The sequence below is a fragment of the Luteococcus sp. H101 genome, from assembly GCF_038433155.1.
Taxonomy (GTDB): domain Bacteria; phylum Actinomycetota; class Actinomycetes; order Propionibacteriales; family Propionibacteriaceae; genus Luteococcus.
The window spans coordinates 33674-48371 of record NZ_JBCDMW010000021.1; the positions used below are offsets into that span (position 1 = coordinate 33674).

The 14698-nt window shown below is 69.2% G+C and carries 18 protein-coding genes; 15 read left to right on the top strand and 3 right to left on the bottom strand.

Translation table 11 applies throughout. The features are described from left to right. Positions 1-3: 3 nt before the first annotated feature. On the bottom strand, positions 4-615 hold the full coding sequence (locus AAEX60_RS08365) for an amino acid-binding protein (RefSeq protein WP_342102823.1): 612 nt from the start codon (positions 613-615) through the stop codon (positions 4-6). A 224-nt stretch (positions 616-839) separates the two neighbouring features. Between AAEX60_RS08365 and AAEX60_RS08370 the strand changes: the two genes are divergently transcribed. The 7 genes from AAEX60_RS08370 to AAEX60_RS08400 all read left to right on the top strand — a co-directional run bounded on the left by AAEX60_RS08370 (position 840) and on the right by AAEX60_RS08400 (position 6810). After that, complete coding sequence (locus AAEX60_RS08370; RefSeq protein WP_342102605.1) at positions 840-1307, top strand: nucleotidyltransferase domain-containing protein; 468 nt, start codon at positions 840-842, stop codon at positions 1305-1307. Next, complete coding sequence (locus AAEX60_RS08375; protein ID WP_342102607.1) at positions 1307-1645, top strand: HepT-like ribonuclease domain-containing protein; 339 nt, start codon at positions 1307-1309, stop codon at positions 1643-1645. Before AAEX60_RS08370 ends, AAEX60_RS08375 begins: the two co-directional genes overlap by 1 nt. Before the next feature lie 41 nt (positions 1646-1686). Further along, entirely contained in the window at positions 1687-1914 is a 228-nt protein-coding gene (locus AAEX60_RS08380; RefSeq protein ID WP_342102609.1) for a hypothetical protein, read from the top strand. Positions 1915-2001: 87 nt separating this feature from the next. Continuing rightward, entirely contained in the window at positions 2002-2298 is a 297-nt protein-coding gene (gene gatC, locus AAEX60_RS08385) for an Asp-tRNA(Asn)/Glu-tRNA(Gln) amidotransferase subunit GatC (protein ID WP_342102610.1), read from the top strand. Next, entirely contained in the window at positions 2298-3842 is a 1545-nt protein-coding gene (gene gatA / locus AAEX60_RS08390; protein ID WP_342102613.1) for an Asp-tRNA(Asn)/Glu-tRNA(Gln) amidotransferase subunit GatA, read from the top strand. The genes gatC and gatA overlap by 1 nt, the downstream gene beginning before the upstream one ends. Next, positions 3839-5341, top strand: coding sequence for an Asp-tRNA(Asn)/Glu-tRNA(Gln) amidotransferase subunit GatB (gene gatB / locus AAEX60_RS08395; RefSeq protein ID WP_342102615.1), 1503 nt, complete (start codon positions 3839-3841; stop codon positions 5339-5341). Before gatA ends, gatB begins: the two co-directional genes overlap by 4 nt. Positions 5342-5448: 107 nt before the next feature. Beyond that, complete coding sequence (locus tag AAEX60_RS08400) at positions 5449-6810, top strand: uracil-xanthine permease family protein (RefSeq protein ID WP_342102617.1); 1362 nt, start codon at positions 5449-5451, stop codon at positions 6808-6810. A gap of 5 nt (positions 6811-6815) precedes the next feature. Here the strand turns inward: AAEX60_RS08400 and AAEX60_RS08405 are convergent, their stop codons facing one another. After that, complete coding sequence (locus AAEX60_RS08405; RefSeq protein ID WP_342102619.1) at positions 6816-7262, bottom strand: hypothetical protein; 447 nt, start codon at positions 7260-7262, stop codon at positions 6816-6818. After that, positions 7262-7903 carry a TIGR03085 family metal-binding protein gene (locus tag AAEX60_RS08410; protein WP_342102621.1) on the bottom strand — a complete coding sequence of 214 codons (642 nt, stop codon included), beginning with the start codon at positions 7901-7903 and terminating at the stop codon, positions 7262-7264. The genes AAEX60_RS08405 and AAEX60_RS08410 overlap by 1 nt, the downstream gene beginning before the upstream one ends. 227 nt (positions 7904-8130) lie before the next feature. On the opposite strand from AAEX60_RS08410, the gene hisI reads away from it, so the two are divergent. The 8 genes from hisI to lgt are packed head-to-tail and all read left to right on the top strand — an operon-like array spanning position 8131 to position 14650. Beyond that, complete coding sequence (gene hisI / locus AAEX60_RS08415) at positions 8131-8505, top strand: phosphoribosyl-AMP cyclohydrolase (protein ID WP_342102623.1); 375 nt, start codon at positions 8131-8133, stop codon at positions 8503-8505. A gap of 8 nt (positions 8506-8513) precedes the next feature. Beyond that, positions 8514-10022 (top strand): anthranilate synthase component I, encoded by a 1509-nt coding sequence (locus AAEX60_RS08420; protein ID WP_342102824.1) that lies wholly within the window; start codon positions 8514-8516, stop codon positions 10020-10022. Further along, positions 10019-10531, top strand: a complete 513-nt coding sequence (locus AAEX60_RS08425) for a Trp biosynthesis-associated membrane protein (RefSeq protein WP_342102627.1) — start codon at positions 10019-10021, stop codon at positions 10529-10531. Before AAEX60_RS08420 ends, AAEX60_RS08425 begins: the two co-directional genes overlap by 4 nt. Then, a complete protein-coding gene (locus AAEX60_RS08430; RefSeq protein WP_342102629.1) occupies positions 10528-10791 on the top strand; it encodes a hypothetical protein in 264 nt (87 codons plus the stop codon). The genes AAEX60_RS08425 and AAEX60_RS08430 overlap by 4 nt, the downstream gene beginning before the upstream one ends. After that, positions 10788-11579, top strand: coding sequence for an indole-3-glycerol phosphate synthase TrpC (trpC, locus tag AAEX60_RS08435; protein ID WP_342102631.1), 792 nt, complete (start codon positions 10788-10790; stop codon positions 11577-11579). Before AAEX60_RS08430 ends, trpC begins: the two co-directional genes overlap by 4 nt. Before the next feature lie 50 nt (positions 11580-11629). Beyond that, positions 11630-12913 (top strand): tryptophan synthase subunit beta, encoded by a 1284-nt coding sequence (gene trpB / locus AAEX60_RS08440; RefSeq protein WP_342102633.1) that lies wholly within the window; start codon positions 11630-11632, stop codon positions 12911-12913. Beyond that, positions 12910-13770, top strand: coding sequence for a tryptophan synthase subunit alpha (gene trpA / locus AAEX60_RS08445; protein WP_342102635.1), 861 nt, complete (start codon positions 12910-12912; stop codon positions 13768-13770). The genes trpB and trpA overlap by 4 nt, the downstream gene beginning before the upstream one ends. 7 nt (positions 13771-13777) lie before the next feature. Continuing rightward, positions 13778-14650 (top strand): prolipoprotein diacylglyceryl transferase, encoded by an 873-nt coding sequence (gene lgt / locus AAEX60_RS08450; protein WP_342102637.1) that lies wholly within the window; start codon positions 13778-13780, stop codon positions 14648-14650. The last annotated feature ends 48 nt before the right edge of the window (positions 14651-14698 follow it).

Consider the following 14698-nt stretch of genomic DNA (forward strand, 5'->3'; position numbering starts at 1 on the left):
TCTTCAGCTGAGCGCGGCCAGGTGCACCAGCCGTCGTAGCTCCGAGGGCAGGAAGACCGGCCCGCCGTGCCGGCCCAGCACGATGGCCCGATTCTCGTCGACGGGGCACACCGCCACCGTCGAATCCCCCCAGCCGGGCAGCCAGCCGGTCTCCAGCTCCCGGGCGGCGGCTTCCTCCAGGCCGCCGACGGCCAGGTGGTCGCCCGGTGCGAAGTCGGGGGACTGGTCCGTCCCGTGCAGCAGGTGCCCGTCGTGGCGGTCCACCAGCGCGGCCCACTGGCAGTGGAAGACCCGCGGCGCGTGCTCGGTGAGGGTCTGCGCGGCGTGCTCCGGGTCAGCGGTCATGTGGTTGAGGGCCTCGATGTCACCCTCGATTCCCCAGTTGTCCGGGTAGCGGGAGACCCACAGCACCTGCACCCCGTCGAGTTCATTGCAGGTGCCGATCAGGGTTTCGATCAGGCCGGCCTGGCCCATGGTGAGCATGAAGTCGTCGATCACCCAGTCGGGGCCCTTGTCCACGATCTCCATCGCGGAGATGTCGGCCCCTGACGTGCCCATGGCAGAGGCGACCATCCCGAGGGAGCCGGGACGGTCTGGGAACTTCACGCGAACCAAGTGCACCGCGGCAGTCAATCAAATTCATCGGCCAGATCCCAACATTTCCCACGGGGTGATCCACACTGTGGGCGCCTCCTGGTGTGTGCTCTTAGGGCGCCCAAGGCGATGGGGTGAGACGTTTCGCGCACGGGTAAACGCCACGACGTTTGCAGCTGGCAGGAATTGTGCGCTCTGAGCGTTGAGGCCTCAGTACTGCCAATAGTAATTGCTATCATGAGGGCGTGACGGAGCTTTCGACAGTGGCTGCGGAGTGCGACGAGGCGGTGCGGGTTGCCCGCGCCCGGTTGGTGCACGCCGTCCGTCAGGCCAGTCGGGAGGGAATGAGTCAGCGGGAGATCGCCCGGCAGATTCATCGCAGTCAACCCGAGGTGTCCCGGATCCTGCGATTCCACGGGACAACGCCCTTGGCCAAGCGCCTGATCCATGCACGTGGGGCGATCATGGAGGTCGTTCGTGAGGCTGGGGGCAGTGGCGTCCGGGTCTTCGGGTCGGTGGCCACGGGGCGCGACACCCAGGGTTCCGACGTCGATCTGCTGTTCGACATGCGCCAACCATTGGGGCTGATTCGGCTCGGGGAGCTGGAACGGCGGATCGCCGAGGCGGTCGGGGCCGACGTGGACCTGGTGCCGATCCAATCGTTGAGACCTGACCTGCGCCACCGGATCCTTGGGGAGGCGATACCGCTGTGATGGCGAAACATGGGCGATCGACGGAGGAGATCCTTCACGACGCGCAGTTCCACTTCGGTCTGGCGGTGCAGCATGCCAATGGGGACTTGGGCAGCCAGCTCACAGTGGACGCCGTCTGCATGCGGCTGGCCGCCGGAGTGGAGTCACTCTCTCATCTGGATGAGGACGTCAGGGACCGGATGTTCGGGGCCGCGTGGGCGAGCATGTGGGGGATGCGCAACCGCATCGCGCACGGCTATCTACTAGTCAGTCAGGATGTCGTGCGGGTTACCGTCAAAGAGGACCTACCGAGCGTCCTGGACACCATTGCCAAGGAGCTCTCGACTGCGGACGGCTGACAGTCGCCTGCCATGACGGGGGCGACGAGGAGGGGGATCGGATGGAACTGGAGAACCGGTTCGCTCGTCCGGACGACCAGGTGATCGAGGACCTGGTGGCCCGTTGCCTGCCGCAACCCGTCGAAGACTTCGAGCAGGTGGAGACCGGCTCCAGCGCCCTGGTGGTGCTGACCCAGGATGCGGCGGTCCGGATCGCCCGGGACCCGCGTGCGTGTGCCGAGATGGTGCGTACCCAGGCATTGGTGGACCGGCTGCCGCCCCTGCCCTGATCGTCGGCTGGTCTTGTCGGTGCCGGGCACTAGGATGATCTGGGTGCCAGCAGGCACAGATTTCCCGAGATCCCCAGGAGTGACATCGTGGCCCTGACGCCAGATGACGTGGCCCGCCTCGCGGCGCTGGCCCGGATCGAGCTGAGCAGCGAGGAGCGGGAGAGGCTCGCCCCGCAGCTGGACGTGATCCTCGACTCGGTGGCGAGCGTGGCGCAGGTGGCCGGTGACGACATCCCGCCGACCTCCCACGCCCTGCCGCTGACCAACGTCTTCCGGGCCGACGAGGTCAAGCCGTCGCTCACCCCGGAGCAGGTGCTCAGCGGTGCGCCCGCCGCCGAGGACGGCCGCTTCCGGGTGCCGCGGATCCTGGACGAGGAGGCCTGATGAGCACCGAGTTGAGCACTGCCGAGATCCTGGCGGCCACCGCCGCGCAGTTGGGCGAGTGGATCGCCGACCAGAAGATCACCTCCGTCGAGGTCACCCGCGCCTTCCTGGCCCAGATCGAGGCCGTCGACGGTCAGGTCAATGCCTTCACCGCCGTCGACGCGGACCGGGCGCTGGAACTGGCCGCCGCCGTCGACGCCAGGATCGCCGCGGGCGAGAAGCTGGGCCCGCTGGCCGGCGTCCCGATCGCGGTCAAGGACCTGCTCTGCTACGAGGGGCTGCCCACCACCGCGTCGTCCAGGATCCTGGAGGGCTGGATCCCGCCCTACAGCGCCACCATCGTCACCAAGCTGCTGGACGCCGGGCTGGTGATCCTGGGCAAGACCAACCTGGACGAGTTCGCGATGGGTTCCTCCACCGAGACCTCCTACTTCGGGGCCACCCACAACCCGTGGGACCTGGACCGGATCCCCGGCGGCTCCGGCGGCGGCTCGTCGGCCGCGCTGGCCGCCTTCGAGGCGCCGCTGGCGATCGGCACCGACACCGGCGGCTCCATCCGCCAGCCCGCGTCGGTCACCGGCACCTGCGGTGTGAAGCCCACGTATGGCGGTGCCAGCCGCTACGGCATCATCGCGATGGCCTCCAGCCTGGACCAGCCCGGCCCCTGCGCGCGCACGGTGCTGGACGCCGCGCTGCTGCACGAGGTGATCGCCGGGCATGACCCGATGGATTCCACCTCGATCGACGCGCCGGTGCCGCCGGTGGTGGCCGCCGCCCGCAATCCCGAGATCACGGGAATGAAGATTGGCGTCGTCAAGGAATTCGGTGGCGACGGGTATGCCCCCGGCGTGGAGCAGCGCTTCACCGAGGCCGTCGAGCTGCTCAAGCAGGCCGGCGCCGAGGTGGTGGAGGTCAGCTGCCCGCACTTCGACTACGCGCTGCCCGCCTACTACCTGATCATGCCCAGCGAGGTCAGCTCCAACCTGGCCCGCTATGACGCGATGCGCTACGGCCTGCGGGTGGGCGACGACGGCAGCCGCTCCACCGAGCAGGTGATGAACGCCACCCGCGGCGCCGGTTTTGGCGAGGAGGTGAAGCGTCGGATCATCATCGGCACCTATGCGCTGTCCAGCGGCTACTACGACGCCTACTACGGCTCCGCGCAGCAGGTCCGCACCCTGATCCAGCGGGACTTCGACGCCGCCTTCGAGCAGGTGGACGTGCTGGTCAGCCCGTCGACGCCCACCACGGCCTTCAAGCTGGGGGAGCGCACCGACGACCCGATGGCCATGTACAAGGCCGACCTGTGCACCATCCCGTCGAACATGGCCGGGAATGCGTCGGCCTCCTTCCCGTGTGGGCTGGCGCCGGAGGACGGCCTGCCGGTTGGTTTCCAGGTGATGGCCCCGCCGATGGCCGAGGAACGGCTCTACCGGATTGGCGCCGCGCTGGAGGCCGCGCTGCAGCAGCAGTGGGGCGGCGAACTGCTGGCCCAGGCCCCGGCCCTTGAGAACACCCTGACCCGGAAGGCGGCCCAGGCATGAGCGGCTACTTCGATGGCGAGCTGATGGACTACGACGAGGTGATCGAGCGCTTCGATCCGGTGCTGGGGTTGGAGGTGCACGTCGAGCTGAACACCGCCTCCAAGATGTGGTGCGGCTGCTCCGCCGAGCCCGGTGGCGAGCCCAACACCCACGTCTGCCCGGTCTGCCTGGGCCTGCCCGGCTCGCTGCCCGTCGTGAACGGCAAGGCGGTGGAATCCGCCATCCGGATCGGTCTGGCGCTCAACTGCCAGGTCGCCGAGTGGAGCCGGTTCAGCCGCAAGAACTACTTCTATCCGGACATGACCAAGGACTACCAGATCAGCCAGTACGACGAGCCGATCTGCCACGACGGTTATGTCGACGTCGAGGTGGAGGGTCAGACCTTCCGCGTCGAGGTGGAGCGGGTGCACATGGAGGAGGACGCCGGCAAGAGCCTGCACGTCGGTGGCATCGGCCGGATCCAGGGCGCCGAGTACTCCCTGATGGACTACAACCGGGCCGGCGTGCCGCTGATGGAGATCGTCACCAAGCCGATCACCGGTTGCGGCAAGTACGCCCCGCAGGTCGGCCGGGCCTACATGTCCTATCTGCGCGACATGATGAAGGCGCTGGGCGTCTCCGAGGCGCGGATGGAGCAGGGCAACATGCGCTGCGACGCCAATGTCTCCCTGATGGCCAAGGACGCCACCGAGTTCGGCACCCGCACCGAGACCAAGAACGTGAACTCGCTGCGCTCCGTCGAGGGTGCCCTGCGCTTCGAGATGACCCGGCAGGGCGCGATCCTGGCCAACGGTGGCCGGATCAAGCAGGAGACCCGGATGTGGCAGGAGGACGGGCAGTACACCACGCCCGGCCGTTCCAAGGAGCAGGCGGAGGACTACCGCTACTTCCCCGAGCCCGACCTGGTGCCGATTGCCCCCAGCCGGGAATGGGTGGAGGAATTGCGCGCCACCCTGCCCGAGCCGCCGGCCGAGCGACGCAAGCGGATTGTGGAGCAGTGGGGACTGTCCGAGCGGGAGATGGGCGACATCGAGGCCGTCGGCGCGCTGGACCTGATCGAGGCCACCGTCGAGGCCGGCGCCCAGCCGCAGGCCGCCCGCAAGTGGTGGCTCGGTGAGCTGGCCCGTCGCGCCAATGAGGCAGGGGTCGCGCTGGAGGCCGTCGGGATGAGCCCGGCGCAGGTGGTGGAGCTGCAGCAGCTCGTCGATGCGAAGACGATCAACGACAAGCTGGCCCGCCAGGTGATTGATGGGGTCATTGCTGGGGAGGGCGAGCCCGCGCAGATCGTCGAGCAGCGGGGCCTGGCCGTGGTGAGCGACGACGGGGCCCTGTCGGCCGCCGTCGACGACGTGATTGCCGCCAACCCCGATGTGGCGCAGAAGATCCGCGACGGCAAGGTGCAGGCAGCCGGTGCGCTGATCGGCCAGGTGATGAAGGCGATGAAGGGTCAGGCCGACGCCGGCCGGGTGCGCGAGCTGATCATGGAGAAGCTGGGCTGAGGCGCTGGCCCGGGCCCCGGTGGTGGACGCCGGGGCCCGGAGTGGTTTGATGGGCGGCTGTGGGTTGTCCCACCCGAGTTCTCCCGCACCTCGTCAAAAGGAAATCAGTGAGCAGCGCGCCCGTCACCAGTCCGTCAATCCGGCCCGAGGACGAGCGGCTGCCCGTCGGCAAGGCCTTCCTCTACGGCTTCCAGCACATCCTGAGCATGTACGGCGGGGTGATCGCCGTGCCGCTGATCGTCGGGACCGCGGCCAAGCTGCCGCCCGAACAGGTTGGCATGCTGGTGGCCGCCGCGCTGTTCGTCTCCGGCCTGTCCACCCTGCTGCAGTCCCTGGGCCTGCCCTTCCTGGGGTCCAAGCTGCCGCTGGTCAACGGGACCACCTTCGGTGCCGTCTCCACCATGCTGGCCATCCTGGCCAGCGGCGGGGGACTGCCGGTGATCTTCGGCTCGGTGATGGTCGCGGGCGTGATCGGCTTCCTGCTGGCGCCGCTGTTCAGCAAGATCCAGCGCTTCTTCCCGCCCGTCGTGACCGGCACCATCATCACCGCGATGGGCATCTCCCTGCTGCCGGTGGCGGCCGGCTGGATCACCGGGCAGGATCCCGGCGGGGCGTCGCTGACCAACCTGGCGCTGGCGGCCTTCACCCTGGCCGTGGTGCTGGTCTGCACCCGGGTCAGGCAGCTGGCTCGGGTGGCCATCCTGGTGGGCATTCTGGTGGGCACCGTCGTCGCCGCGGTGACCGGCCAGGCCGACTTCAGCCAGGTGCTGCACGGAGCGGTCTTCGCCTTCCCGCAGCCCTTCTTCTTCGGCGCGCCCCGCTTCGAGGTGGGCGCCATCATCTCCATGACCATCGTGATCATCGTGACGCTGATGGAGATCATGGCCGACCTGTTCGCTGTCGCCAAGGTGGTGGGCACCGACGTCGACGAGAAGCGGATTGCCGACGGCCTGCGCGCCGACATGCTGGCCACCATCGTGGCCCCGCTGTTCAACTCCACCCCGCCCACCGCCTTCGCCCAGAATGTCGGGTTGGTGGCCGTCACCAAGGTGAAGTCCCGGTACACGGTGGCCGCCGGGGCCGTGCTGCTGCTCCTGCTGGGCATGTTCCCGTTGCTGGGCCGGGTGGTGGCCTGCGTCCCGTCCGCCGTGTTGGGCGGTGCCGGGGTGGTGCTGTTCGGCTCGGTGGCCGCGGCCGGCATCCAGACCCTGCAGCAGGCCGATTTCGAGCGCGGCAACAACATCTTCGTCGTGGCCACGTCCCTGGCACTGGTGATGTTCCCGATTGCCGCGCCCAGCTTCTATGCCCACGTGCCCACCTGGCTGGGAATGATCCTGGGTTCCGGAATCTCCGCCGCGGCCCTGAGCGCCGTCGTGCTGAACCTGCTGCTCAATGGCCGCCACGCCACCCGGGGAAGCCTGGGTGACGAGATGGAGGCCGTGCCGGCACCCGAACCCTTCGAGGGCTGAGGCGCTCAGCCGTCGATCGGGACCTCCCAGTCCTGCAGTGCCGTGACGGCCCGCAGATAGGCGTCCCGGTTGATGGTGATGTGCAGGTCCAACTCTTCCGGCGGGGCCACCGAGCCGTTGCCCGACGCCAGGCTGGCCCAGCGCACGTGATCCTCGGCCAGCTCGATCCGGGCCAGCAGGGGACTGCAGCCGGGGGTGCCGCAGGCACAGACCGAGACCTCGGTGCGGCCGTCGAAGTCGGGGTGCTCGCCGCGGAGCAGGCCCGGGATGTGGTCGCCGTCGGGGAGTCCGTACCAGCTTCCGGCAGGGCGCCGGGTGAGGAATTCCACCCAGTCCTCCAGCCGCCGGCCGTCCAGCATGATCCGGACCAGGGTCTCCTTCACCGACGGGCTGTGCGGGATCGCGACCAGTTCCCGGCGCAGCTCGAACCGGCTGATCCCGATGGTGGTCATCAGATGCCGAAGCTGGCGTCGCGCAGACGCTGCACCGCGTCCTCGTCGCCCCGGAGTTCGACGTCGGCGTGCGCGCCCCGGCCGAAGGCGAACAGCAGCAGCTCGCTGGGCTTGCCATGTAGCTCGACGACGGGCTCACCCGGCTTCAGCACCAGGGACTCCGACGGGCCGTCGGTGCGCTCCGCGATGGCGCCAACGGGGCAGCGGCGGAACATCACCCGGCCCATGGAGGCCAGTCGCTTGGCGCACAACGCCTCCGCCTCCTCGCCGAGCTCCCTTGGCTGGGGGCTACCGGGCTGGGCACGGCGCACGTCCTCGTGGTGCACGAAGTACTCCGCGGCATTGGCCGCCTCGTCGAGGCCGGGCAGCGCGAAGACCGAGATCCGGGCAGGACCCCGGCGTACCCGGGCCACCAGCTCGCGATAGGCCAACTTGGTCTTGGCCTGTGTCATCCGCTTCTCGGTCAGGCCGGCCAGGGGCTCGATCACGATGCCGGGTGCGGCCAGGGGATCGGCCTCCCGCACCCACAGGTGCGCGGCCAGGTCATGGGTGGTCCAGCCCTCGCACAGGGTGGGGGCGTCGGGGCCCAGCTCATCCAGCAGGTCGCACAGCGCGAGGCGCTCACTCCGGGAAAAGGACATGCAGGGATTGTAGGTCGGTTCGTGTGCGGGTGGTGGGTCGGTTCGGCGTCGGGCCGGCAGCCTCCGGCGGGGACTGCGCAGCCGTTGAGTGTCGGGGCAGCCGCTGCAACGGCTGCCCGAAGAAGTAGCGGCTGCGCAGTTGAGGGTAGACGGGGGAGATGTGTCGGTCAGCGCCGCAGCATGGGCAGCGTTCGGCCTCCTCGTCGGGATCGGGAACAATGGGCCGCATGCCTTTGAACCCCCAGATCGCCAGCAGGCTGAAGCGCAACCCCGACGGTCTGGTGCCCGCCGTCGTCACCGACGCCGGTTCCGGCGCGGTGCTGATGATGGCCTGGATGGACGACGAGGCGCTGGCGCGGACCCTGGAGACCCGCAAGGCCACCTACTGGTCCCGATCCCGCAATGAGTACTGGGTCAAGGGGGAGACCTCGGGCCACACCCAGCACGTCCGGGAGGTGCGGCTGGATTGCGACGGCGACACCCTGCTGCTCCGGGTGGACCAGGTGGGCGGGGCCTGTCACACCGGGGATGCCACCTGCTTCGATGCCGATCTGCTCCTGTCCGAGCAGGACGCCGACCTGCCGTTGGGGGACGACGCGTGAGCCAGACCATGATGACCATCACCCCGGACCTCGACGGCTTCCGGGCCCAGGCCGACGCCGGACGTCGGGTGATCAGCGTGCACACCCGCCTGCTGGCCGACGACCTGACCCCCGTCGCCCTCTACCACCAGCTGTGCGGCAACCGGGAGCACACCTATCTGTTCGAGTCGGCAGATGCGGGTGTCTGGTCCCGCTACAGCTTCATCGGCGTCAACGCCGCCGCCACCCTGACCGAGACCGACGGCCGGGCCACCTGGCTCGGCCGCGAACTCGCCGGCCTGTCCACCAACTCCGACCCGCTGACCGCGCTGCGCCAGACCCTGGCGGTGCTGCACACGGACCGCGACCCCGAACTGCCGCCCTTCAGCTCCGGCATGGTCGGCTACCTGGGCTATGACGTGGTGCGACGGCTGGAGAAGCTGCCGGACAGCTGCACCGACGATCTGCAGGTGCCCGAACTGGTGATGATGCTGGCCAGCGACCTGGCCGTGCTGGACCACCACAAGGGCGAGGTCTGGCTGATTGCCAATGCCATCAACTTCGACGACTCCCCGGAGCACCTGGAGGAGGCGCATGCGGACGCCACCCGTCGGGTGCAGCGAATGGCCCGTCGGCTGGCCGAGCCCCGCGAATCCCTACTGGCCCACCAGGCCGAGGCCAGCTCCAGGCAGCCCGACCGGCAGGGAACCGACGACGACTTCTGCGCCCTGGTGGAGCGGGCCAAGCAGCACATCGTCGCCGGGGACATCTTCCAGGTGGTGCCCAGCCAACGCTTCGACCTGCCCACCACCGCGTCCGACCTGGCGATCTACCGGGAGCTGCGCAACACCAACCCCAGCCCCTACCTGTACCTGCTGCGGCTGGACGGTTTCAGCGTGATCGGCTCCAGCCCGGAGGCCCTGGTCACGGTCACCGACGGCTTGGCCACCACCCACCCGATCGCCGGCACCCGCCCCCGCGGCGCCACCCCGGCCGAGGACCGTCAACACGAGCAGGACCTGTTGGCCGACGAGAAGGAACGGGCGGAACACCTGATGCTGGTGGACCTGGGCCGCAATGACCTGGGCCGGGTCTGCGAACCCGGCAGCATCGCGGTCACCGAGTTCATGCAGGTGCGCCGCTACAGCCACGTGATGCACCTGGAGGCCGCCGTGACCGGCCGGGTGGCCGACGGCCAAACCGGGCTGGACGTGACCCTGGCCTGTTTCCCGGCCGGCACCCTGTCCGGGGCGCCCAAGGTGCGCGCCATGCAGATCATCGATGAGCTGGAGACCACCCGTCGCGGCACCTATGGGGGAGTGGTGGGCTACTTCGACTTCGCCGGCAATGCGGACACCGCCATCGCGATCCGCACCGCCCTGCTCAAGGGCGGTGTGGCGCACGTGCAGGCCGGGGCCGGCATCGTCGCCGACTCCGTCCCGGCCAGCGAGAACCTGGAATGCCAGAACAAGGCCAAGGCGGTGCTGAATGCCATCCGACGCGCGGAGGCCCTGCACCGTCAGGGAGCCGACGCATGAAGCCCGGGCAGCTGAAGGTGGCCAGCTGGTTGGCCACCGCCGCGGCCGCCGGGCTGGCCCTCTACCTGGCCAAGCAAAGCGGCGCCCATGCGGATGCCGCCAAGGCCATCGGCTGGGCCCTGCTGGCCGCAGTCGGGGTCTCGCTGCTGCTCGGTGTCCTGGGCCGACGCCTGGTGGCAGCCCTGGAACTGGCCCTGGCGGCCGGCCTGGCCCTGCTGGTGGCGCGTGGTGAAGGTCACCAGCTGCTGGCGCTGGCCGCCGCATTGGGCCTTGCCGGAGCGGCAACTCAGCTGGGAACGGCACACCGGTGGGGCAGCGCCGCCCGTCGTTTTGACCGGGATGCCGCGGCGCCGGCGCGGCCACAGACGGATCTGGACCTGTGGAAGGCCCTCGACGCGGGTCTTGACCCCACCAGCGACGAAATCCACGGTAAAGTCACGGGGCGAGAGGACTCTCCCATCAGCAAGCCGAGCCCCGGCGCCGGGGCCGACCAGAAGGACGATCAATGAGCTACCAGGGCATGCAGCAGCACAAGGCCGTCAAGCGTCAGGAGCAGCTGGAGTACCACGAGGGCAAGTCGCCCGCCGCGTGGGCCGGTTCCTGGATTTCCCTGGCCGCCTTCGTGATCCTGACCTACACCAGCACCTTCGGCTTCGAGCAGTTCGGCTGGATGGGCGTGATCGTCCCGTCGGTGATCATCCTGCTGGCCGGCGTGCTCACCCTGGTGATGAAGGCCCAGGGCTACGGCACCCCCGCCCGCGACCTGTGACGAGCGTCCTCGACGACATCATCGTCGGCGTCCGGGAGGACCTGGAGCAGCGCAAGCAGCAGACCAGCCTGCCCGAGCTGGAGGTCCGCATCCAGACCCGGCGCCCCGCGCTGGACGTCCTGGGCCGCTTCCGCGAACCGGGGCTCTCGGTGATCAGCGAGGTCAAGCGATCCAGCCCCAGCAAGGGCGCCCTGGCCAGCATCGACGACCCCGCCAGCCTGGCCAGCCGGTACCAGGAAGGCGGCGCCAGCGCCATCAGCGTGCTGACCGAGAAGCGCCGGTTCAACGGCTCCTTGACGGATCTGGACGCGGTTCGGCAGGCCGTCGAGATCCCGGTCCTGCGCAAGGACTTCGTCGTCGACGACTACCAGGTCTGGGAGGCCCGCGCGCACGGTGCCGACCTGGTGCTGCTGATCGTCGCCGCCCTGTCCGACGAGGACCTGGCCCGGCTGCACCGGCTGGTGCTTGACCTGGGCATGACCCCGCTGGTGGAGGTCCACACCGAGCAGGAGACCCAACGCGCCGTGGAGCTGGGCGCACAGCTGATTGGCGTCAACAACCGCAATCTCAAAACCCTCGAGGTGGACCTCGCCCAGTTCGGGCGGCTGGTAGACCTGATTGGTGAGGGGCCGGTGAAGGTTGCCGAATCCGGGATCCTCACCGCCGATGACGCCGCGCTCGTCCACTCGCAGGGCGCGGACGTCGTGCTCGTGGGCGAGGCACTGGTGCGCCACGGTGACCCGGCCGGCGCGATCCGCGCGATGGTCGAGGCCGCCGGGGCCCGCTGACCCCGCCCCCGGGCGACCCGGCACGTGTCCCTACTGTCTTTGGAGAAACCATGAGCCTGCCCGACGAGCACGGTCACTACGACGACTTCGGCGGACGCTTCGTCCCCGAGGCGCTGCAGGCGGCGCTGAACCAGCTGGACCAGGCCTTCGCCCAGGCCAGCGCCGACCCGGACTTCCATGCCGAGCTAGAGCGGCTGCGCCGTGACTACGCCGGCCGACCCACCCCGATCTGGCAGGCCGACCGGTTTGCCCAGCAGTGCGCCGCCGAGGGCTCGGCCGGGGTCACCATGGTGTTGAAGCGGGAGGACCTGAACCACACCGGCTCCCACAAGGTCAACAATGTGCTGGGCCAGGCGCTGCTGACCAAGCGGATGGGCAAGACCCGGGTGATTGCCGAGACCGGCGCCGGGCAGCACGGCGTCGCCACCGCCACCGCTGCCGCCCTGATGGGGCTGGAATGCCGGATCTACATGGGCAAGGTCGACACCGAGCGCCAGGCCCTCAACGTCGCCCGGATGCAGATGCTGGGGGCCGAGGTGGTGGCCGTCGAGGCCGGATCCATGACCCTCAAGGACGCCATGAACGAGGCGATGCGGGACTGGGTCACCAATGTGGACCACACCCACTACCTGATTGGCACCGTGGCCGGCCCCGCCCCCTTCCCGAAGATCGTGCGGGAGTACCAGAGGATCATCTCCACCGAAACCCGCGCCCAGGTACTGGAGCGCTACGGGAAGCTGCCCGACGCGGTCACCGCCTGCGTCGGCGGCGGCTCCAATGCCATGGGGATCTTCGCGGACTTCGTGGCGGATCCCGAGGTGGCGCTCTACGGCTTCGAGGCCGCCGGCGACGGCGTCGAGACCGGACGGCATGCGGCCACCATCACCGCCGGCCGGATGGGCGTGTTGCACGGGATGCGCACCTATGTGCTGATGAATGACGACGGCCAGACCATCGAATCCCACTCGATCTCCGCCGGGCTGGACTACCCGGGCGTCGGCCCGGAGCACGCCTGGCTGGCCAAGACGGGCCGGGCCAGCTACCTGCCGGTGACCGACGCCGAGGCGATGGATGCGCTGAAGTTGCTGACCCAGACCGAGGGGATCATGCCCGCCATTGAATCCGCCCACGCCGTGGCGGGAGCCCGTCGGCTGGCGCTGGAGCTGACCGCAAAGGATCCGCAGACCAAGCCCCTGATCGTGATCAACATCTCCGGCCGTGGCGACAAGGACGTGGACACCGCCATCAGCTACTTCGGGATCGACGGCAGCGTCGACGACATCGCCGGCCGTATGGAGCGCAGCGACTCGGCCGAGGAAATGGAGCAGAAGTGAGCCGCTACCCCAACACCCCCTTCGACGACGAGGTCCGGCTCGGCAGGTCCGGTCACGCCTATGCCGCCGCCCGCAATGAGGGCCGGGCCGCGCTGGTGGGCTACCTGCCCGTGGGCTACCCCGACGTGCCCGGCTCGGTGGAGGCCATCACCGCGCTGTGCGACGGCACGGACGGGCTGGGCGTGGACATCGTCGAGATCGGAATGCCCTATTCGGACCCGGTGATGGACGGGCTGGTGATCCAGCACGCCACCACCCAGGCCCTGGCCAAGGGGGTCCGCACCCGGGACATCTTCACCGCCGTCGAGGCCGTGGCCGCCACCGGCAAGCAGGCCACCGCGATGATCTACTGGAACCTGGTGGAGACCTATGGCGTCGACGCCTTCGCCCGGGACTTCGCCGCCGCCGGTGGTGCCGGCCTGATCACCCCGGATCTGACCCCGGACGAGGCACAGGCCTGGCTGGCCGCCTCCGACGCGCACGGCCTGGACCGGATCTTCCTGGTGGCACCCTCCTCCACCGACGAACGCCTGGTCTCCACCCTGGACGCCTGTCGCGGCTGGGTCTATGCCACCAGCGTGATGGGCGTCACCGGCACCCGCACCAGCACCAGCTCCGCCGCCCCCGCCCTGGTGGCGCGGGTGCGCGAGGCCCGTCCGGAGCTGCCCGTCGGCGTCGGGCTGGGGGTCTCCAACGGTGCCCAGGCCAAGGAGTTGACCCAGGTGGCCGACGGCGTGATCGTCGGGTCCGCGCTGGTCAAGCACCTGCTGGCCAATGAGCAGGCCGGCTCCCGGGACCTGACCGCGCTGCGTCGGCTGGTGGACGAGCTGGCCCGCGGCGTGCGCGGCGAGGCCTGAGACCGTCGTGTTCAACTCGCTGTCCATCCCCAGCCCCGGCTGGTCCGCCTTCCACCTGGGGCCCTTGACCATCCACGCCTATGCGCTGTGCATCCTGACCGGGATCATCCTGGGCTGGATGTTGGCCAAGCGTCGTTTCATGGCCCGTGGCGGCGACGGCGAGGCCTTCGAGGAGGTCCTGGGCGCCGCCGTCGTGGCGGGCATCATCGGTGCCCGGCTGTACCACGTCATCACCGACCACCAGCTCTACTTCGGCCCCGGCAAACGGCCGATCGAGGCGCTCTACATCTGGAATGGCGGCCTGGGGATCTGGGGCGGGGTGGCGCTCGGCGCGCTGACCGCCTGGCTGCTCTGCCGGCGCAAGGGGATGGACTTTGCCACCATGGCCGACGCCGGGGCCCCGGCCCTGATCCTTGCCCAGGCCATCGGCAGGGTGGGCAACTGGTTCAACCAGGAACTGTTCGGCCGGCCCACCACGCTGCCCTGGGGGCTGGAGATCGACGCGGTGCACCGCCCCCGCGGTTATGAGCAGTTCGCCACCTTCCACCCCACCTTCGGCTACGAGATGCTGTGGAACCTGGCCGGCGTCGCCTTCCTGCTGTGGGCGGAGCGCCGCTTCCGTCTGAGTCATGGCCGGCTGTTCGCGCTCTATGTGGCCTACTACTGCGCGGGGCGGCTGTGGATCGAACACCTGCGGATCGATCCGGTGAACACCGCCGCCGGCTTCCGGTTGAACGAGTACACGTCGGTGATCGTGTTTGCCGCCGCTGTTCTGGCCTTTGTGCTGTTGGGCCGCTGGCAACGCCGCACGGAGCGCTCGGCCAGCACCGCAATGTCCAAGCAATTACCCCGAAACACAACCGAAACAATCCGGTCCTAGCGTTTCGCCCCGGTTGGCGCACCGCGACCTGATTGGTTCGGGTGCCGA